20 protein-coding genes are annotated in these 17537 nt (G+C 67.5%); 13 read left to right on the top strand and 7 right to left on the bottom strand.

Features of this window, described 5'->3' with window-relative positions:
• Positions 1–24 precede the first annotated feature (24 nt).
• Both A5724_RS31085 and A5724_RS31080 read left to right on the top strand, forming a co-directional pair.
• A complete protein-coding gene (locus tag A5724_RS31085) occupies positions 25–717 on the top strand; it encodes a DUF4190 domain-containing protein (RefSeq protein WP_082965373.1) in 693 nt (230 codons plus the stop codon).
• Positions 718–719: 2 nt separating this feature from the next.
• Positions 720–1097: a DUF4190 domain-containing protein gene (locus A5724_RS31080; RefSeq protein ID WP_067811694.1), complete on the top strand. Its 378-nt coding sequence runs from the start codon at positions 720–722 to the stop codon at positions 1095–1097.
• Between the two features lie 4 nt (positions 1098–1101).
• On the opposite strand, the gene A5724_RS31075 is transcribed toward A5724_RS31080, so the two are convergent.
• Positions 1102–2058 (bottom strand): CoA ester lyase, encoded by a 957-nt coding sequence (locus tag A5724_RS31075; protein WP_082965372.1) that lies wholly within the window; start codon positions 2056–2058, stop codon positions 1102–1104.
• A gap of 26 nt (positions 2059–2084) precedes the next feature.
• Between A5724_RS31075 and A5724_RS31070 the strand changes: the two genes are divergently transcribed.
• The 4 genes from A5724_RS31070 to A5724_RS31055 all read left to right on the top strand — a co-directional run bounded on the left by A5724_RS31070 (position 2085) and on the right by A5724_RS31055 (position 6537).
• On the top strand, positions 2085–3377 hold the full coding sequence (locus A5724_RS31070) for a magnesium transporter MgtE N-terminal domain-containing protein (RefSeq protein WP_067811689.1): 1293 nt from the start codon (positions 2085–2087) through the stop codon (positions 3375–3377).
• On the top strand, positions 3374–3925 hold the full coding sequence (locus tag A5724_RS31065; protein ID WP_067811687.1) for a DUF1003 domain-containing protein: 552 nt from the start codon (positions 3374–3376) through the stop codon (positions 3923–3925). The genes A5724_RS31070 and A5724_RS31065 overlap by 4 nt, the downstream gene beginning before the upstream one ends.
• An 87-nt stretch (positions 3926–4012) precedes the next feature.
• A complete protein-coding gene (locus A5724_RS31060) occupies positions 4013–5362 on the top strand; it encodes a lytic transglycosylase domain-containing protein (protein WP_067811684.1) in 1350 nt (449 codons plus the stop codon).
• Between the two features lie 32 nt (positions 5363–5394).
• A complete protein-coding gene (locus A5724_RS31055) occupies positions 5395–6537 on the top strand; it encodes an Mrp/NBP35 family ATP-binding protein (protein ID WP_067811681.1) in 1143 nt (380 codons plus the stop codon).
• 74 nt (positions 6538–6611) lie between these two features.
• On the opposite strand, the gene tatB is transcribed toward A5724_RS31055, so the two are convergent.
• From tatB to sigE, 4 genes are all read right to left on the bottom strand, one after another.
• The gene (gene tatB / locus A5724_RS31050) at positions 6612–7010 is read right to left on the bottom strand and encodes a Sec-independent protein translocase protein TatB (RefSeq protein ID WP_067811679.1); all 399 of its coding nucleotides are present in this window, start codon (positions 7008–7010) and stop codon (positions 6612–6614) included.
• A complete protein-coding gene (locus tag A5724_RS31045; RefSeq protein ID WP_067811676.1) occupies positions 7010–8503 on the bottom strand; it encodes a S1C family serine protease in 1494 nt (497 codons plus the stop codon). Before A5724_RS31045 ends, tatB begins: the two co-directional genes overlap by 1 nt.
• A 70-nt stretch (positions 8504–8573) precedes the next feature.
• A complete protein-coding gene (rseA, locus tag A5724_RS31040) occupies positions 8574–8969 on the bottom strand; it encodes an anti-sigma E factor RseA (RefSeq protein ID WP_067811674.1) in 396 nt (131 codons plus the stop codon).
• Positions 8970–9057: 88 nt separating this feature from the next.
• On the bottom strand, positions 9058–9771 hold the full coding sequence (gene sigE / locus A5724_RS31035) for an RNA polymerase sigma factor SigE (protein ID WP_369830688.1): 714 nt from the start codon (positions 9769–9771) through the stop codon (positions 9058–9060).
• A 254-nt stretch (positions 9772–10025) separates the two neighbouring features.
• Here sigE and A5724_RS31030 point away from each other — a divergent pair, with 254 nt between their 5' ends.
• A complete protein-coding gene (locus A5724_RS31030; RefSeq protein WP_067811752.1) occupies positions 10026–10691 on the top strand; it encodes an O-methyltransferase in 666 nt (221 codons plus the stop codon).
• Between the two features lie 2 nt (positions 10692–10693).
• Here A5724_RS31030 and A5724_RS31025 read toward each other — a convergent pair whose 3' ends face one another.
• Positions 10694–11374 (bottom strand): GAP family protein, encoded by a 681-nt coding sequence (locus tag A5724_RS31025; protein ID WP_197518859.1) that lies wholly within the window; start codon positions 11372–11374, stop codon positions 10694–10696.
• Between the two features lie 145 nt (positions 11375–11519).
• Between A5724_RS31025 and A5724_RS31020 the strand changes: the two genes are divergently transcribed.
• From A5724_RS31020 to A5724_RS31000, 5 genes are read left to right on the top strand one after another with little or no spacing between them, the layout of a single operon-like run.
• Positions 11520–12206 (top strand): TetR/AcrR family transcriptional regulator, encoded by a 687-nt coding sequence (locus A5724_RS31020; RefSeq protein WP_067811667.1) that lies wholly within the window; start codon positions 11520–11522, stop codon positions 12204–12206.
• Entirely contained in the window at positions 12178–13110 is a 933-nt protein-coding gene (locus tag A5724_RS31015; RefSeq protein ID WP_067811665.1) for an ABC transporter ATP-binding protein, read from the top strand. The genes A5724_RS31020 and A5724_RS31015 overlap by 29 nt, the downstream gene beginning before the upstream one ends.
• Entirely contained in the window at positions 13107–14720 is a 1614-nt protein-coding gene (locus A5724_RS31010) for an ABC transporter permease (RefSeq protein ID WP_067811662.1), read from the top strand. The genes A5724_RS31015 and A5724_RS31010 overlap by 4 nt, the downstream gene beginning before the upstream one ends.
• Positions 14717–15391, top strand: coding sequence for an isoprenylcysteine carboxylmethyltransferase family protein (locus tag A5724_RS31005; protein ID WP_067811660.1), 675 nt, complete (start codon positions 14717–14719; stop codon positions 15389–15391). The genes A5724_RS31010 and A5724_RS31005 overlap by 4 nt, the downstream gene beginning before the upstream one ends.
• 10 nt (positions 15392–15401) lie before the next feature.
• Positions 15402–16076 (top strand): isoprenylcysteine carboxylmethyltransferase family protein, encoded by a 675-nt coding sequence (locus tag A5724_RS31000; RefSeq protein WP_067811658.1) that lies wholly within the window; start codon positions 15402–15404, stop codon positions 16074–16076.
• Here A5724_RS31000 and A5724_RS30995 read toward each other — a convergent pair.
• Positions 16049–16450, bottom strand: coding sequence for a hypothetical protein (locus A5724_RS30995; RefSeq protein ID WP_067811656.1), 402 nt, complete (start codon positions 16448–16450; stop codon positions 16049–16051). The genes A5724_RS31000 and A5724_RS30995 overlap by 28 nt on opposite strands.
• An 88-nt stretch (positions 16451–16538) precedes the next feature.
• Between A5724_RS30995 and A5724_RS30990 the strand changes: the two genes are divergently transcribed.
• On the top strand, positions 16539–17387 hold the full coding sequence (locus A5724_RS30990) for a sigma-70 family RNA polymerase sigma factor (protein WP_067811653.1): 849 nt from the start codon (positions 16539–16541) through the stop codon (positions 17385–17387).
• The last annotated feature ends 150 nt before the right edge of the window (positions 17388–17537 follow it).

The raw sequence follows: 17537 nt of genomic DNA, 5'->3' as shown, positions 1-17537 counted from the left end.
AGTACTTGCGCTAGGTTGATCAGCATGACAAATCCGGGCGAGGACGCAGGCCAAACGGCATCATCCGATTCCAGCGGCGAGGCGTCGGAGCCGACGTCCGGCGGCTACGAGGCACCCTCGATCGAGCAGTCCGGCGAACAATCCGGCGAGCAGTCGAGCGAACAATCCGGCTACACCCCACCGCCCGCGTACAGCCCGCCCCCGGTCTACGAAGCGCCCAGCTATCCGCAGCAGCCCGGCTACCCGGGTTTCCCGCCAGCCGAGTCGCCGCAACCCCCGTCGTACCCGGCACCAGACGCCGCCCAACCCGGCTACCCGCCGCCGCCCTACCCCACTCCCGCCGGCTACGGCGCTCCGTCATACCCGCCTCCGCCGCAGTACGGCGCACCGCAGTTCGGGGGGCAGGCGCCCGGCTATCCCCCTCCGCCCCCTGGCTACGGGCCGCCGCCGATGGGCTATCCGGCACCCGAGTACTCCCCCTACGGCCCGCCGCAGCCGAAGACCAACCCGATGGCCATCGCGTCGCTGGTCGCCTCGCTGGTCGGGTTCCTATGCTGGCTCGGCTCCATCGCGGGCATCGCACTGGGCATCGTCGCACTGAACCAGATCAAGCGGACAGGGGAACAGGGCCACGGCTTCGCGGTCGCCGGTATCGCGGTCGGAGCGCTGTCGCTGGTCGTCGGCCTCATCTTCTTCGTGGTGGCGTTCAGTAGCTGACGATGACGGCCAGCGACCCGGATCCCACTCCGCCTGTCGACTATCCGGCGGATTACGGGTTGCCGCCGCCGGTGTACCCGCCGCCGGGCTATCCGGGTTACTACGACCCGTATCGGCCGATCAGGCCGCCGGGCATCAACAGCAAGGCGATCGGCTCGCTGGTGACGTCGCTGGCGGGACTGTTCTGCTGCGGGCTGCCGTCGATGGTCGGCCTGGTGCTGGGCGTGGTCGCCATGCGTGAAACCAAACGCACCGGCCAGGACGGCTACGTGCTGGCGTTGGTTGGCACGATCATCGGCGGCCTCGCCGTCGTGGGTTGGCTCCTCTACGTGCTGCTGTCGATCAGCCTCTACGCCAGCGGCTGGCAGTGGGCGCCGTGACGCGTTAGCTCGGCGGCCGGAACGGTTCGGCGGTGCGCAGCATACCCGCGGCGCGGCCCTTTCCCGCGATCACCAACGCCATCTTGCGGCTGGCCTCGTCGATCATCTCGTCGCCGAGCATCGCCGCTCCGCGGGCCCCGCCCGCCCGCGACGTATGCCATTCGTAGGCCTCGAGGATCAACTCGGCATGGTCGTAGTCCTTCTGCCGCGGGCTGAAAACGTCGTTGCCCGCCGCGATCTGATCCGGGTGCAGCACCCACTTGCCGTCGTATCCCAGTGCCGCCGACCGTCCCGCCACCCGACGGAAACCGTCGACGTCGCGCACCTTCAGATACGGGCCGTCGACCGCGAGCACACCGTGAGTGCGGGCCGCGATCAGAATCCGCATCAGCACATGGTGATGCGCGTCGCCGACGTCGTAACCTTCCGGCTGCTCACCGACTTCCAGCGTGCGCATGTTGAGGCTGGCCGCCATGTCGGCGGGCCCGAGGATCAGCGCCTGCATGCGGGGCCCCGCCGCGATGGCGTCAATGTTGGCCAGCCCCTGCGCGTTTTCAATCTGTGCCTCAATTCCGATGCGGCCCACCGGAAGTCCGTGAGTAGTCTCGAGTTGGGTCAGCAGGAGATCGAGAGCGTGGATGTGCGACACGTCGGTCACCTTGGGCAGCACGACGATGTCGAGTGACGCGCCTGCCGTCGAGACCACCTCGATGATGTCGGCGTAGGTCCACGGCGTCGTCCAATCGTTGACCCGCACGCCGCGCAGTTGGCCCACCCATCCCGATTCGGCGAGGGCGACGGCCACCTGGGTCCGCGCCTCGGCCTTCGCCTCGGGCGCGACGGCGTCTTCCAGATCGAGGAACACCTCGTCGGCGGGCAGAGTCTTCGCCTTTTCGATCATCCTGGGGTTGCTGCCCGGCACCGAAAGACAGGTTCGACGGGGTCGATACGCGTTTTCCACAAGGACACTCTCTACTCTCTACAGACATGGCGGCGGTCAACAGGGTGTACGCGGCGCGGCTCGCGGGGCTGGTGGTGCTCGGCCCGGACGGCGAGTCGATCGGCCGCGTGCGCGACCTGGTGATCAGCATCGGTGTCGCGGGCCATCAGCCGCGGGTGCTCGGCCTTGTCGTCGAATTGCTCACTCGCCGAAGGATTTTCGTTCCGATTCTGCGTGTTACGGCCATCGAGCCCAGCGCGGTCACCCTCGCGACGGGCAACGTCTCGCTGCGCCGCTTCTCCAAACGCCCGAACGAGGTGCTCGTGCTCGGCGAGGTGATCGAGACCCGGGTCCGCGTCGACGACTCCGATCTGCCCGAGTTGAGCGGAATCGACGTCGTGGTGGTCGATCTCGGCATCGAGCAGACCCGTACCAGGGACTGGGTGGTGACCAGGGTCGCGGTGCGCCCGCAACGCCGACTCGGCCGTCGCAGCAACGTCTCCATCGTCGACTGGAACCGGGTACACGGATTGACTCCGTCCGGTCTCGCGATGCCCGACCAGGGCGTCGGGCAGCTGCTCGAACAGTTCGAGGGGCAGCGCCCGATCGAGGTCGCCGAGGCGCTGCGCGAGCTCCCCGCCAAGCGCCGGTTGGAGGTGGTGAAGGCGCTCGACGACGAGCGGCTGGCCGACGTGCTGCAGGAGTTGCCCGAGGACGAGCAGGCCGACGTGTTGCGCAAGCTGGAAGCCGAGCGCGCGGCCGACGTGCTCGAGGCGATGGACCCCGACGACGCCGCCGACCTGCTCGGCACGATGACGCCGGCCGACGCCGAACAGTTCCTGCGCCGGATGGATCCCGAGGACTCCGAGGACGTGCGACGGCTGCTGAGCCACTCGCCCGACACCGCGGGTGGCCTGATGACGTCCGAGCCGGTGGTACTCGCACCCGACACCACGGTGGCCGAGGCGCTGGCCCGGGTCCGCGATCCCGACCTCACCCCCGCGGTGGCGTCGCTGGTGTTCGTCACCCGCCCGCCGACCGCGACGCCGACCGGCCACTACCTGGGCTGTGTGCACCTGCAGCGGCTGCTGCGCGAACCGCCCGCCGAACTGGTCAGCGGCATCGTCGACACCGATCTGCCGAGCCTGAGCCCTGAGGATCCGCTCGCCGCGGTGACCCGGTATTTCGCCGCCTACAATCTGGTCTGCGGTCCGGTTGTCGACGAGGAGAACCACCTGCTTGGCGCGGTATCCGTCGACGACGTCCTCGACCATCTGCTGCCCGACGACTGGCGGGAACGCGAAGAACCCGAACTAGCGGCTCCGGAAGGAGCGACATGAGCGAATCGTCGGCGCGTCAGCGGCTGGACACGCCGCGCACGTCGCGCCGCAGCTTCGGGTTCAACGTCGACGCCGAGGCCGTCGGCCAATTCAGTGAATCGATCGCGCGTTTCCTCGGTACCGGTCGCTACCTGGCGTGGCAGACCATCATCGTGATCGTTTGGATCGGCCTGAATCTGTTCGCGGTCGGCCTCCGGTGGGATCCGTATCCGTTCATCCTGCTCAATCTCGCGTTCTCCACGCAGGCGGCGTACGCGGCGCCGCTGATCCTGCTGGCGCAGAACCGCCAGGAGAACCGCGACCGGGTGTCGCTGGAAGAGGACCGGCGACGCGCCGAACAGACCAAGGCCGACACCGAATATCTGGCCCGCGAACTGGCCGCACTGCGGTTGGCCGTCGGTGAGGTGGCGACCCGCGATTACCTGCGCCGCGAACTCGAAGAATTGCGGGAATTGCTGGCCGAGTTGCGCCAGCCGCAAGCGCCTGCGGACGGCGAAGCGGCGACCAAGCCGGACGGTTCGGAGCGGCGGGCCAAACGACCTGGCTGAGCCGGGTATCGCCATTGCTGCAACAGCCGAAAGCAGAGTAGGTATGGTGACCTGGTTCACCATTCGCCGCACACCTAGGACGGTTGAGTGCACACAGGGGGACGAGCCGCCGTTGACGCAGCGCGGCGCCGAGCACGGCGACTCGTAGGCAAGCCTGCCTTCGGTGTTGTCATCCTCGCCCCTGTCGTCCTCGCCGGTGCCGTCGGCGCGTCCGCACCGACACCGGTCCGCGACTCCGCCGTGACGCCACTGGCGGCCGTTTCATCCTCGGCGGGCAAGCACGACGGCGCGTCCGTCGTCGCAGTCAAGAAGAATCCGACCGCCTTCCATATCGCCGCGACCACGATCTCCGCTCCCCCGCCGTCGGCGGTGGTGAATTCGCCTGGGACGCTTCGCATTCCGGCGGTCGCGCTGTCGGCGTACCGCAACGCGGAGCGGATGATGGCCGCCGCGAGCCCGACGTGCGGGGTGAGCTGGAACCTGCTGGCGGGCATCGGCCGCATCGAGTCGCTGCACGCCAACGGCGGCGCCACCGACTCGCGCGGCACCGCGGTACAGCCGATCTACGGTCCCGCGCTGGACGGCACGCTGCCCGGCAACGAGGTCATCGTGCAGAGTCGCACGTCGAATCGGGTGACGTTCGCGCGGGCGATGGGTCCGATGCAGTTCCTGCCCGGCACCTGGTCGCGCTACGCCAGCGACGGCGACGGCGACGGTAAGGCGGATGTGCAGAACGTCTACGACGCGTCACTGGCGGCGGCCCGCTACCTCTGCAGCGGCGGGTTGAACCTGCGCGACCCGAGCCAGGTGATGTCGGCGATCCTTCGCTACAACAACTCGATCGCCTATGCCCGTAACGTGCTGGGCTGGGCCGCGGCCTACGCGACCGGCGTGGTGCCGGTGGATCTGCCACCGATCACCGGGCCGGTGCCGCCCCTCGGCGACGCCCATCTGGACAACTACGAGGGCCTTGGGCCCGGGCTGCCGGCCAACGCGCTCGGGCTGCCCGCCAACGACCCGCTGGCGCTGATCCCGATGATGGGCCGCGGCGACGTCGCGAGCCAGCTGTTCCCGGGTCAGGTGCTGGGGCCGCTGCCCGGGCCTGCTCCGGTGGCGGCGCCGCTTCAGCCGGAGCCCCAGAAGCCTGCCCCGCCGCCGTGGCTGCCGCCCTGGATGCAGCAGCCGGCTGCGCCGCAGGAACAGCAGCGGCCCGCCGAATGCGCGGTCTTCTGCATCACCCCGGCGGCGCCTGCGCCGAGCGTCGCACCGGCACCGGGTGACGCGCAAATGCTCATACCGCAGGCTCCGCCACCGGGTCCGGCGCCCCTCGACCAGCCTGCCCCCGGTCCCGCACCCGGTCCTGCGCCGGGGCCGCCGCCTGCCGAGCAGCCGGTACTGCCGCCGGCGACCGGACCTGCGCCGGGACCGGTTGGTTAAGGACGCCCTCGAGTCGGCCTAGACTCGACGTGATGTCTGCATCTCCCCCAGAGCTGGAAGCGGCGATCCGCGCCGCACTGACCAAGGTGATCGACCCGGAACTGCGCCGGCCGATCACCGAACTCGGCATGGTCAAGAGCGTCACCGTCGAGCCCGACCGAGCTGTTCATGTCGAGGTGTACCTGACCACCGCGGCCTGCCCCAAGAAGACGGAGATCTCCGAGCGCGTCAGTCGGGCGGTCGCCGACGTGCCGGGCACCGGCGCCGTCAAGGTCAGCCTCGACGTGATGAACGACGAGCAGCGCACCGAACTGCGCAAGCAGTTGCGCGGCGACGCCCGTGAGCCGGTGATCCCGTTCGCGCAACCGGGCTCGCTGACCCGGGTGTACGCGGTGGCGTCGGGCAAGGGCGGTGTCGGCAAGTCCAGCGTCACGGTAAACCTGGCCGCCGCGATGGCCGCGCGCGGGTTGTCCGTCGGCGTGCTCGACGCGGACATCTACGGGCATTCGGTGCCGCGGATGATGGGCACCACCGACCGGCCGACGCAGGTCGAGTCGATGATCCTGCCGCCGGTCGCCCACGATGTGCGGGTCATCTCGATCGCGATGTTCACCCAGGGCAACACCCCGGTGGTGTGGCGTGGGCCGATGCTGCACCGCGCGCTGCAGCAGTTCCTGGCCGACGTGTACTGGGGCGACCTCGACGTGCTGCTGCTCGACTTGCCGCCCGGTACCGGTGACATCGCAATCTCGGTGGCGCAGTTGATCCCCGGCGCCGACATCCTGGTCGTGACCACCCCGCAACTGGCGGCCGCCGAGGTGGCCGAACGGGCGGGCGCGATCGCGTTGCAGACCAAACAACGCATCGCCGGCGTGGTGGAGAACATGTCCGGACTGCTGATGCCCGACGGCACGACCATGCAGGTCTTCGGCGAGGGCGGCGGCAAGCAGGTGGCCGAGAGTCTGTCCCGGTCGGTCGGCGCGGATGTGCCTCTGCTGGGCCAGGTTCCCCTTGACCCGGCGCTGGTGTCCGCCGGTGATGCCGGGGTGCCGCTGGTGTTGTCGGCGCCGGATTCGGCGGCGGGCAAGGAGCTTCGCAAGATCGCCGACACGCTGTCCAGCCGCAAGCGTGGACTGGCAGGCATGTCGCTGGGGCTGGACCCCGCCAGGCGGTAGCACCTATCGCCGAAACTGCATTCCGGCACGCTTTTACTCGCACTTTCCGTGCTGGAATGCCGTTTCGCAGAAAGCTAGGTGGCGTCGGCGTCGAACGGCGTCGTGGCAGGTGGTTCGGGCTTCGCGACCGGCTGCGGTGCGGGCGCCGACAGCGGCTTCTCCGCCGGCGGCTCGGATGCGTCGAACTTACCCGTGAAGATCGAATCATCGCCGTCGAGAAGGTGTTTCGTCAGCGCGGCCCGCGGCGTCATGCCGCGCAGCTTGGAAAGCTCGCTGAGCGGTTCGCGCAGATCCTCGAACTCGGGGCCGAGGTCGTCGCGCAGTTGACTGGTGGCACCGCTGACGTAGTCGCGGGCCTGCCGCAGCGCGCCCGACGTCCAGCGGATGGCACCGGGTAGCCGCTCGGGTCCCAGGATCACCAGGCCTGCGATCACCAGGACCAGCATCTCGCCCCAGCCGATGTTCGCGAACATCAGACCGCCGGGTTGTCGGCGCCGGGCGTCACCATCAGAGTCACATGACGACCGTCGCGCACCACCTCGATCGGCGCCTCCTGACCAATCGTCAACTGGCGCACCGCAACTACGAATTCGTCGGCGTCGGCGACGGTGCGGTTGCCGACCTTGACGACGACGTCGTTCTCCAGGATGCCGCCCTTCTCGGCAGGCCCGCCTGCCTTGACGTTGGCGACCTGCGCGCCCGAGGCGATGTCGTTGCTGACCGAGCGGGCGGTCAGGCCGAGCGTCGGGTGCGCGATCTTGCCGTCCTTGATCAACGCTTCGACGACCTGCTTGACCTCGTTGACCGGGATCGCGAAGCCGAGGCCACTGGCGCTGTCGGACAACGATTTACCCGCGGTGTTGATGCCGATGACCTCGGAGTTCATGTTGATCAACGGACCGCCGGAGTTGCCGTGGTTGATCGATGCGTCGGTCTGCACACCGTCAATGACGGTGTCGGTGTCCGAGCCGTCGCCGGACAGCGGAACCGGCCGGTGCAGCGCGCTGATGATGCCGTGCGTAACGGTGCTGCGCAGCCCAAGCGGGGCACCCGCGGCGATCACCTCGTCGCCGACGGTCAACTTCTCGGAGTCGCCGAGTTTGGCCACCGACAGGTTGTCGACGTTGTCGACTTTCAGCACCGCCAGGTCGGTCTTCGGATCGCGGCCGACGAGGTTGGCCGGCACTTCCTTACCGTCGTTGAACACCACGGTGGTCTTGTACTGGCTCGGGTTGGCAGCTGCCTCGGAGATGACGTGGTTGTTGGTCACGATGTAGCCGCGCGGGTCGATGACGACGCCGGAGCCCTGCGAACCCTCCGAGTCGCTGACGGCTTCGATTGTCACCACCGAATCAGCAATGGCGGCAGCAACTTTCGCGAACTGGCCTTCAGGAGGAGGGCCGTTGTCACTGGTTTCCAGGGTGACCTTGGACGTGGTGAACGCCTCGACCACTTCGGCGGTCTTGCGGCCGATCCAGCCGCCGCCGAAACCGATCACCAACGCGACAATGGCCAGCACGGCCAGCGCGACGTAGGACACCTTGCCGCCGAACAACACGTCGCGCACGCCGACCTTGCCCATCGCGGCCGTCGACGGCGCGGGCGCGGACTGCGGCAGCGCGGGCGTGCCGAGCGCGGCGGCGGCACCGGGATTGCGCCACGGGTCGTCTGCTTCGTCGAAGTCTTGGACGTCGCGTTCGGCCTCCAGCGCGCCGGCGTCGGCGGGGTGCCGCTGCAGCGAGTCACCGCCGGGGTATGGCCTGCCGAACGCCTCGGCGAGCACCGGGTCGGCCTGCTTGTTGGTCGGGGTGTACTCGGCCTGGTCGCGGTAGCGCTCCAGGCCCGCGAAGGAACCGTTGACGCCGTCGGGCCGGCCGAACGCTTGACGCGACGCCGGATCGACGGGTGGACGGGACACAGGGCGCGGTTCGAGACGCTCGCGCCCCGACTGGTCCAGATTGGTCACCCGTTCATCACCCTCTACTGGAGCGCCCACCCGAAACGTGGAGTCCGGCGCACGTCATTTGCAAATCACCCTACCGGCGTTTACGCCGATACCGCGGGGTGCCGTCAGCGAACTGAGGCTGGTCTGGCTGGTCCGGCGGCTCGACCGGAGCGTGCTGCGGGATCTGGGACAACATGCCGAGAAGGGAGCTCGGCACGACGATCGAACCCGAGTCGCGCAACGCCGCGCGGGCCTGCCGCTGCGCCTCGACCTCGGCTGCGCACTGCTGACACAGCGACAGATGGTGCGCCGCGCGCAGATGGGCGGTCATCCGAAGCTCGCCGTCGACGAATGCCGCGACGGCCTCGATCGACAGATGTTCGGTCGACCCGAACTGGCGCGGGCCGACCGGCGCGTCGCTCTGCGACGCGAACTGAGCGGGCAGCCAGGAGAATGCTCTGCGGAACACGTGTCCCGGGTCGACCATCGCCCCAGCTCCTCTCATGTGGTCATGCCGCATCAACGGACCTGAATTGAATGTAGCGCGGCAGCCTGTGGGCCACACGTGCCAACGGTCAGGCCGACTTGGCGGTGTCGGCGGAGCGGCTGGCCAAATAGTCGCGCAGCGCCTGACGACCGCGGTGGATCCGGCTGCGCACGGTGCCGAGCTTTACGCCCAGCGTGGCGCCGATTTCCTCGTAGGACAGACCTTCGATGTCGCACAACACCACCGCGGCACGGAATTCCGGCGGCAGCGAATCGAGTGCGGCCTGCAGGTCGGGTCCCAGCCGCGAATCGTGATAGATCTGCTCCGGGTTGGGCTCGTCGGCGGGCACCCGGTCGTAGTCCTCGGGCAGCGCCTCCATGCGGATGCGGCCGCGCCTGCGGACCATGTCCAGGAACAGGTTGGTCGTGATGCGGTGCAACCAGCCTTCGAACGTGCCCGGCTGATAGTTCTGCACCGACCGGAACACCCGGATGAAGGTCTCCTGGGTCAGGTCCTCGGCGTCGTGCTGATTGCCCGACAACCGGTAGGCCAGCCGGTACACCCGGTCGGCGTGCTGACGTACGAGCTCATCCCAGGACGGCATCGTGGTCTTGTCGCCGGTGGCGTCGAAGACAGCGGTACCGGTCAACTCGTCGGACGGCTCTACCCATTCGCCGTCCGTGTACTGCTCGAGGTGTGCCATCGTCACGGGGGACAGCTTCGTGGTGGTGGTCGTCGGATCCTCCATGTTGTCGGCGCTTCGCGCGAGCCGCTCATCGCGGTCACAGCCGTCATCAGTCATCGACGGCTCGATGTGCACGGCAACGCGCTCGCAGCTGCTCTTATTCCCATAACCCCAGCGTCCGCCGTGTTCCATGCGAGTTACCGTCTCCGACCGGGGTGTGGTTGGCATATGAGCAAACTGAACTTTTCCTGAGAACCTTCGCTACCCATTTTCCCACCAGCGCAAACGAGTTTCCGCGGGCTGTGATTCTGGCCAACCTGCCCGGGCGTGTCGCTGCTGCGGGCCACCTGGGTTCGCTCTACGCTGCGGGCATGGCCGGCATCGACGACGTCATCGGGGGCGGACCGCTGAGCCGGCCCGATTCCATCGTCAGCCACGCCGAGGGTTCGATCTCCGAAGACGCCATCGTCGCCGCGGCCAGGGAGCGGGGCGTCGACATCGGCGCCGGTGCGGTCACCCCGGCGGTCGGCGCCCTGATCTGTGTGCTGGCCAAGCTGACCGGCGCCAAGGCGGTGGTCGAGGTCGGCACCGGCGCCGGGGTCAGCGGTCTGTGGTTGCTCTCAGGGATGCGCGACGACGGCGTGCTCACCACCATCGACGTCGAGCCCGAGCACCAACGATTGGCCAAGCAGGCGTTCAGCGAGGCGGGTGTCGGCCCCGGACGAACCCGGTTGATCGTCGGCCGTGCGCAGGAGGTGCTGACCCGGCTGGCCGACGAGTCCTACGACCTGGTGTTCGTCGACGCCGACCCAATCGATCAGCCTCAGTTCGTCGAAGAGGGCATCCGGCTGCTGCGGCCGGGCGGCGCGATCGTCGTGCACCGAGCGGCCCTTGGTGGACGCGCGGGCGACGCGAACGCCAAGGACGCCGAAGTCGTCGCGGTGCGTGAGGCGGCGCGCCTGATCGCTGAGGACGAGCGGTTGACGCCCGTGCTCATCCCGCTGGGCGACGGTCTGCTGGCCGCCGCCCGCGACTGAAATCACGCGACGGCGAGGTCGCGGATGCCGCGACCGATCAGCATTGCCCCGATGAGCAAGAACAACACCATCATCACGGCTTTCTCGTTGGTCTGCAGCCAGCCCTTGATGCCGACGAGACGGTCCCGGGCCGCCTGCCCGCCTGCCAGGTAACCCGCCAACGGAACCGTGATCGTCAGCGTCGACAGCACGACGAACGCACAGGCCACGATCACCGCTGTCGCGACGGGCAACCGCGCGGCCGCGATGTCCACCCCGGACAGGAATCCCAGCGACAGGCTCGCCGGGTCGATCACACTTACCACCAGGCCGAGGCCCACCGAGCCCCTTGGAGTCAGCGAGTCCACCCGACGCGTCAGTGCACTGGGCTTCGATGGCTCGTTGCGTCGCCGCCAGTTCCGCCAGGCCAGCGCGATCAGCGCCACGCCGATCACGATCCTGGCCACCGACATCGCCGGTCGCGGATGACCTCGGTCCGCCAGCGCCGGATCGTCAATCAGCGTGAAGATCACCAGCCCAACGGCCACGAGCGCCGCCAGACCGGCGATGCGGCCGATGACGAACCCGAGGCCTTTGGCCTTCGCCTCGTCGGAAACCAGGATGAGCATGATCGCGATGACCGGCAGCGGCCCTGCCGCCAGAGCCACCGCCAACGGCAGGATCTCGCCGATCGTTCTACCCACTTGGCCGCCGTCCTCCCGTGTTGCCACCTGTGACGGGCTGAAAGTACCTAGCAAAACGGGCCGGAGGCGGCACGACACGTCTTTACGGATCTTTTACGGCCTGAGTGCTTGACGACGCACTGAACGACCGTTTAGCGTACTGAACATGCGTTCAGCGTCGGACGATCGCACGGCCCTAGCGAGGATTCGCGACGCGGCGATCGAGCAGTGGGGCGAGCACGGGTTCAACGTCGGGCTTCGCAGCATCGCCGAGTCCGCGGGCGTGTCCGCCGCGCTGGTGATCCATCACTTCGGCTCCAAGGACGGACTGCGCAAGGCGTGCGACGACTACATCGCCGAGGAGATCCGCACCGGGAAGTCGGCCTCCATGCGGGCCAGCGATCCGGCCGAGTGGTTCAGGCAGATGTCCGAAATCGAGTCGTATGCGCCGATGATGGCCTACCTGGTGCGCAGCATGCAGTCCGGTAGCGAACTGGCGAAGATGATGTGGCAGCGGATGATCGACAACGCCGAAGGGTACCTCGAGGAGGGTGTGCAGAACGGCCTGCTCAAGCCCAGCCGGGACCCGCGCGCCCGCGCCAAGTTTCTCGGCCTGACCAGTGGCGGCGGATTCTTCCTTTTCATCCAGATGCACCCCACCCCAACCGATCTGCGCGCAGTGCTGCGTGACTACGGCGAACAGATGATCCTGCCCGCCCTCGAGATCTACACCGAGGGCCTGATGACCGACTCCACCATGTACGACGCATTCCTCGCGGCACGTGAAAAAGGTATTCCGTTCACATCCAACGAAGGAGAGCAGAATGACGACGGCATCCCTGCAGCGGGCTGACACCACGCGGTCGCAGCCCGCTGTCGAAATCCGGGGACTGTCAAAGTCTTTCGGCCACACCAAGGCTCTCGACGGTCTCGACCTGACGGTGGCGCCGGGTGACATCACCGGCTTCCTCGGCCCGAACGGCGCGGGCAAGTCCACCACGATCCGGGTCCTGCTCGGCCTGCTGCGCGCCGACGGCGGGGCGGTTCGGTTGCTCGGCCGCGACCCGTGGCGTGACGCGGTCGCGTTGCACCGGCGCATCGCGTACGTGCCAGGCGATGTGACGTTGTGGCCCAATCTGACCGGGCTGCAGGCCATCGACTTCCTGGCCGGTCTGCGCGGCAACGGCGTCGACACCCGGCGCCGCGACCAATTGATCGAGCGGTTCGAACTCGACCCGCACAAGAAGGCGCGCACCTATTCGAAGGGCAACCGGCAGAAGGTGGCGATCGTCGCCGCGTTTTCCACCAACGCCGAGTTGTACATTCTCGACGAGCCGACCTCAGGCCTGGACCCCTTGATGGAGAAGGCCTTTCAGACGTGTGTCGAGGAGGTCGCCGGGCGCGGCGCTGCCGTCCTGCTGTCCAGCCACATCCTGGCAGAAGTGGAGAAGCTCTGCGACAACGTCACGATCATCCGGTCGGGCCGCGCGGTGAAGTCCGGCACGCTCGCGGAGTTGCGGCACCTGATGCGCACCACCATCGCCGTGCGCACCCGCGGTGATGCCCTCGGGCTGCAGCAGCTTCCGTACGTGCACGACTTCACCGTGCAGGACGTCGCCGTCTGCTTCTCGGTGGACCGCACCGACCTGGATTTCGTCATGGAGCACCTGACCGAACTCGGCATCGAGGAACTCACGGTGACGCCCGCGTCGCTCGAGGACCTCTTCCTGCGTGAGTATCAGGAAGTGACGCGATGACGACCGCAACCGTCGCGGGCCGGCACGAGGTCGCCCGGCCCGGGTCACCGTTCACCGGAGCAGCGGGCCTGCTGCGACTGGCCCTGCGCCGCGACCGGATTCGGCTTTCGGTGTGGATCGCGGTGCTCACGCTGATGATGGTGTACGCCCCAAACGCGATCAAACTGGCCTATCCGGAAGAGGCGCAACGACTGGCGCGGGTCAACCTGCTCAAGACACCCGCGGGAATGATGTTGGGCGGGCCGATGTTCGGCGGCAACGAGACGGACCTCGGCGCGATGATGGCCAACGAACTGATGCTCACGCTGATCGTCGCGACGTCGATTCTCGCGATCACCACGGTCATTCGGCACACCCGTGCCGAGGAAGAGAACGGCATCGCGGAACTGGTGCTGTCGTCGGTGGTGGGCCGCTACGCCCGCACCTATGCCGCGCTGATCCTGGTCGGCGGCGTGAACGCCGTGCTCGCTGTCACCATGACGCTGGCGATGGCGTCGACGGGCTTCCGGATCGTCGACACCGCAGCGATGTGCCTCGGAATCACCGGCGTGGCCATGGTGTTCGGTGCGGTGGCCGCCGTGACGGCGCAGCTGTGGCGCCAAGCCCGCACCGCAACCGGAGCGGCGATGGGCGTGTTGGCGATGGCCGCGTTGGTGCGCGGCGTCGGCGACGTCATCGACAATTCCGGTTCGGCGTTGAGTTGGTTCTCCCCGATCGCGTGGGCACAACAGATGCGTCCGTTCGTCGACCTGCGCTGGTGGCCGTTGGCGCTGCTGGTGGGGCTCGCGCTGGCACTGATGGCACTGGCGGCCTGGCTGGAGAGCGGCAGGCAGTACGACGACGGCGTGATCCCGTCCACCGGCGAGAGGCCCAACGCTCGCCCGGTCACCGGCGTACTGGCGTTGCATCTCACCCTGCAGCGTGGCCAGACGATCGGCTGGACGGTCGGATTGTTCTTGGCGGGCTTGGCTTTCGGATCGATGACGAAGTCGCTGCTCGACGCCGCCGAGGACAACGAGCTTCTTGCCAGGGTGCTGGCCGCGCAGGGCAACGACGGTGTGTACACGACGATGACGCAGTTCCTGGCGGCCGCCGCCACCGCGTACGTCGTCACCGCCGTGCTGCGGGTGTACAACGACGAGCAGTCCGGGCTCGGCGAGTCCGTGTTGGCCGGTGACGTATCGCGGTGGCGGTGGCTGCTGACGGCGGTGGCCGCCGCGCTGATCGGGTCGGTGGTGTTGATGTTCTTCGCCGGTCTCGGCAACGGGCTTGGTGCGGGTCTGACACTGGGCGAACCTGCCACCATCATGAAGTTGACACTGGCCGGTCTGGCCTTTGTCCCCGCGATGGCGGTCATAGCAGGCATCGCCGCGTTGGCCGTTGCCCTTCGGCAGGCCTGGATCGGTTGGCTCGCGGTGACATTCGTCGTCGTGTCGCTGTACCTTGGCGCGCTGCTGCGGCTGCCGCGCTGGCTGATCGACCTGTCGCCGGTGGGCCGTACCACTGCGCCGTCGCACTATCCCGTCGTAGCGCTGACGGTCATGGTCGTCGTCGCCGCGGCGCTGACATTCAGCGCCTGCTGGATCTACCGCAACCGAGATGCGCTATGAGAACCGCACTACAGGTGACGGTTACGTGCCTGCTCAGTTTCGGATTGTTCGCGCTGGCGCTGTTCTGGCCGGCGGGCACGTTCGACTACTGGGAGGCGTGGCTGTTCCTCGGCATCTACCTGGCGTTGTCGGTGATCTTCACGGTGTACATCGGCCTGACCAACCCCGCGGTGCTGCGCAGGCGGATGAACGCAGGCCCGCGCCATGAGTCCAGACCGGCCCAGCAGGTCATCAGCGCGGGCATCGTACTGGCGTTCGCTGCGTTGCTTGTGGTTTCGGCGCTCGACCATCGATTCGGCTGGTCGAACGTCCCGACCCCGGTGGTCGCCATCGGTAACCTGCTGGTGGTGGCGGGGCTCAGCATTGCCATGGTCGTCGTCAACCAAAACGTATATGCCGCAGCGAATATCACGGTCGAGGCGGACCAGGCGGTGATCTCCACCGGCCTTTACGGGTTGGTCCGGCACCCGATGTACTTCGGCGCGCTGGTCATGCTCATCGGCGTTCCGCTTGCGCTCGGGTCGTTCTGGGCGTTGCTGATCGATGGCTTCTACTTGGTCCTGTTCGCGGCGCGCATCTTCGACGAGGAGAAGGCATTGGCGGAGGAACTGACGGGCTACCAGCAGTACACCCAGAAGGTGCGCTCCCGACTGGTACCCGGTGTGTGGTGAGGAGCGAGCAATGAAGACGGCCCTTCAGTCGGTGGCAACCTCGATCATCGGATTCGGCATTTTCCTACTTCTGGTGTTCGCTCCCGCCGAGACCTTCGACTACTGGCGGGGCTGGGCGTTCATTGCTGTGTTCGCCGCTGCCACGCTGATTCCCAGCGTGTACCTCGCCGCCACCAATCCCGCTGCGTTACAACGACGTATGCGGGCAGGTCCGGCGGCGGAGAGTCGGCCGTTGCAGAAACTCATCATCACGTTCGCGTTTCTCACGCTGGGAGCGATGATCGTGGTGAGCGTTCTCGACTACCGCTTCGGTTGGTCATCGGTGCCGGCCGCGGTCTCCGTCGTCGGCGATGTCCTGGTCGGTGTCGGCCTGCTGATCGCGATGGGAACGACGATTCAGAATGGCTATGCCGCGGCGAACATCAACGTGGAGGCCGACCAGAAGGTGGTGTCGACGGGTATGTATTCCGTTGTCCGCCATCCGATGTACTCCGGCAACGTCGTGCTGATGATCGGTGTTCCGCTTGCGCTCGGCTCGTATTGGGCACTGCTGTTGGTGATTCCCGGAATGGCTGTGCTCGCCGCGCGCATTCTCGACGAGGAGAAGGCGCTGACTTCCGATCTCATGGGGTACGACGAATACGCCCAGCGAGTGCACTATCGGTTGGTGCCAGGCGTCTGGTGACGACGCGCGGCCGACCACACTACGAGAAACACCGCGACGACCACGAACCGCAGGCCGGTGTTCCAGCTCATGGTCGCGTTCGGTTCCGTGAGCGCCATGTAGACGATGTCGAGGATGCCGCTCGTCGCGTGCAGCACCACGAGTGTCGTCACGATCAGCGTCGCGGCGGCCCAGTCCGTGATGCGGACCGCGCCGAACGAGAGCACGGCGACCGCGAGTTCCGCCGCGGCCACCAGATAGACGAGCAGATACTCGCCCCTGGTGATGGTGATGCCAGCCATCGCCGGGATGGCCGTGGGAAACACCATCAGCACGATCGCGCCGGCCAGGGTGATCAGCCCGTGCAGCGCGAAAACCACCCTCAGCGCCTTCATGTCCGTCCTCCCTGTCATGTGGGCGGGTCGTCGCCCGTCATAACCATGACGGCCCGCATGGGCGGAATATGACGGCAGGAGGTGCGACGTGCCCGCAGAACCATTCGAGGAGCACCGTGCACATCTGCGCGCCGTCGCCTATCGGATGCTGGGGTCGCTGACCGAGGCCGACGACGCCGTCCAGGAAGCGTGGCTGCGGTACGAGCGCACCGACGTCAGTGAGGTGCGCAATCTGCGCGGCTGGTTGACCACGGTCGTCGCGCACATCTGTCTAGACATGTTGAGGGCGCGCAGCGCGCGGGCCGAGGAACCGCTCGACGAGGTACCGCCCGTCGCCGCCGATTCCGTCGACCCGGAAGCCGAAGCGGTACTTGCCGACTCGATCGGAGTGGCGCTGCTCGTCATCCTGCAGACATTGAGCCCGGCCGAACGTCTCGCGTTCGTGCTGCACGACATGTTCGACCTGCCGTTCGCCGAAATCGCACCGATCGTCGGGCGCACCGAAAGCACCGCCGCGCAGCTCGCGTCGCGGGCCCGTCGCCGCGTGCGTGGTAAATCTCCCGAGGCCGCAACGGATTTAGCAAGTCAACGCCGACTCGTCGACGCGTTCTACGCGGCCGCCCGCGACGGTGACTTCGACGCGCTGCTCGGCGTGCTCGACAGCGACGTGGTGCTGCGCGTCGACGCCGCCGCGGCGGGCACCCCTACCACGTTCCGCGGGGCCCGCACCGTCGCGGCCAATGCGCAGGCGTTCTCGGCCAACGCGCGGTTCGCCCAACCGGCATTGGTGGATGACGCCGTCGGTATCGTGGTCGCCCCGAAGGGCAAGCTGGCGCTGGTGCTGCGCTTCACCGTCGTCGGCGAGCGGATCACCGAGATCGACATCGCCGCGGACCCGCAACGCCTTGGCCGGTTCCGTTTGGCTGTGCTCGACTGATCACCGGGACGCGATCCCAGGCGATGTGTCACCGATGTCCTGAGACATAAGCCTTGACGGGCCAGCGGAACCGTGTCTTGAGTCAAGAAGTTGGCAGGTTCGTGCTGTCGAGGTAGGCCTGCTTGGGGGTGCGGTCTTCCAGTGCTTGGT

The sequence above is a fragment of the Mycobacterium sp. ACS1612 genome, assembly GCF_001667505.1.
GTDB lineage: Bacteria > Actinomycetota > Actinomycetes > Mycobacteriales > Mycobacteriaceae > Mycobacterium.
Note: the sequence above shows the minus strand (reverse complement) of the source record. Positions and strands in the feature narration are given on the sequence as shown.

Coding starts and splice junctions, on each gene's coding strand:
- A5724_RS31085 (WP_082965373.1), top strand. CDS start 25: ATGACAAATCCGGGCGAGGACGCAGGCCAAACGGCATCATCCGATTCC.
- A5724_RS31080 (WP_067811694.1), top strand. CDS start 720: ATGACGGCCAGCGACCCGGATCCCACTCCGCCTGTCGACTATCCGGCG.
- A5724_RS31070 (WP_067811689.1), top strand. CDS start 2,085: ATGGCGGCGGTCAACAGGGTGTACGCGGCGCGGCTCGCGGGGCTGGTG.
- A5724_RS31065 (WP_067811687.1), top strand. CDS start 3,374: ATGAGCGAATCGTCGGCGCGTCAGCGGCTGGACACGCCGCGCACGTCG.
- A5724_RS31055 (WP_067811681.1), top strand. CDS start 5,395: ATGTCTGCATCTCCCCCAGAGCTGGAAGCGGCGATCCGCGCCGCACTG.
- tatB (WP_067811679.1), bottom strand. CDS start 7,010: ATGTTCGCGAACATCGGCTGGGGCGAGATGCTGGTCCTGGTGATCGCA.
- rseA (WP_067811674.1), bottom strand. CDS start 8,969: ATGGTCGACCCGGGACACGTGTTCCGCAGAGCATTCTCCTGGCTGCCC.
- sigE (WP_369830688.1), bottom strand. CDS start 9,771: ATGACTGATGACGGCTGTGACCGCGATGAGCGGCTCGCGCGAAGCGCC.
- A5724_RS31030 (WP_067811752.1), top strand. CDS start 10,026: ATGGCCGGCATCGACGACGTCATCGGGGGCGGACCGCTGAGCCGGCCC.
- A5724_RS31020 (WP_067811667.1), top strand. CDS start 11,520: ATGCGTTCAGCGTCGGACGATCGCACGGCCCTAGCGAGGATTCGCGAC.
- A5724_RS31015 (WP_067811665.1), top strand. CDS start 12,178: ATGACGACGGCATCCCTGCAGCGGGCTGACACCACGCGGTCGCAGCCC.
- A5724_RS31010 (WP_067811662.1), top strand. CDS start 13,107: ATGACGACCGCAACCGTCGCGGGCCGGCACGAGGTCGCCCGGCCCGGG.
- A5724_RS31005 (WP_067811660.1), top strand. CDS start 14,717: ATGAGAACCGCACTACAGGTGACGGTTACGTGCCTGCTCAGTTTCGGA.
- A5724_RS31000 (WP_067811658.1), top strand. CDS start 15,402: ATGAAGACGGCCCTTCAGTCGGTGGCAACCTCGATCATCGGATTCGGC.
- A5724_RS30995 (WP_067811656.1), bottom strand. CDS start 16,450: ATGAAGGCGCTGAGGGTGGTTTTCGCGCTGCACGGGCTGATCACCCTG.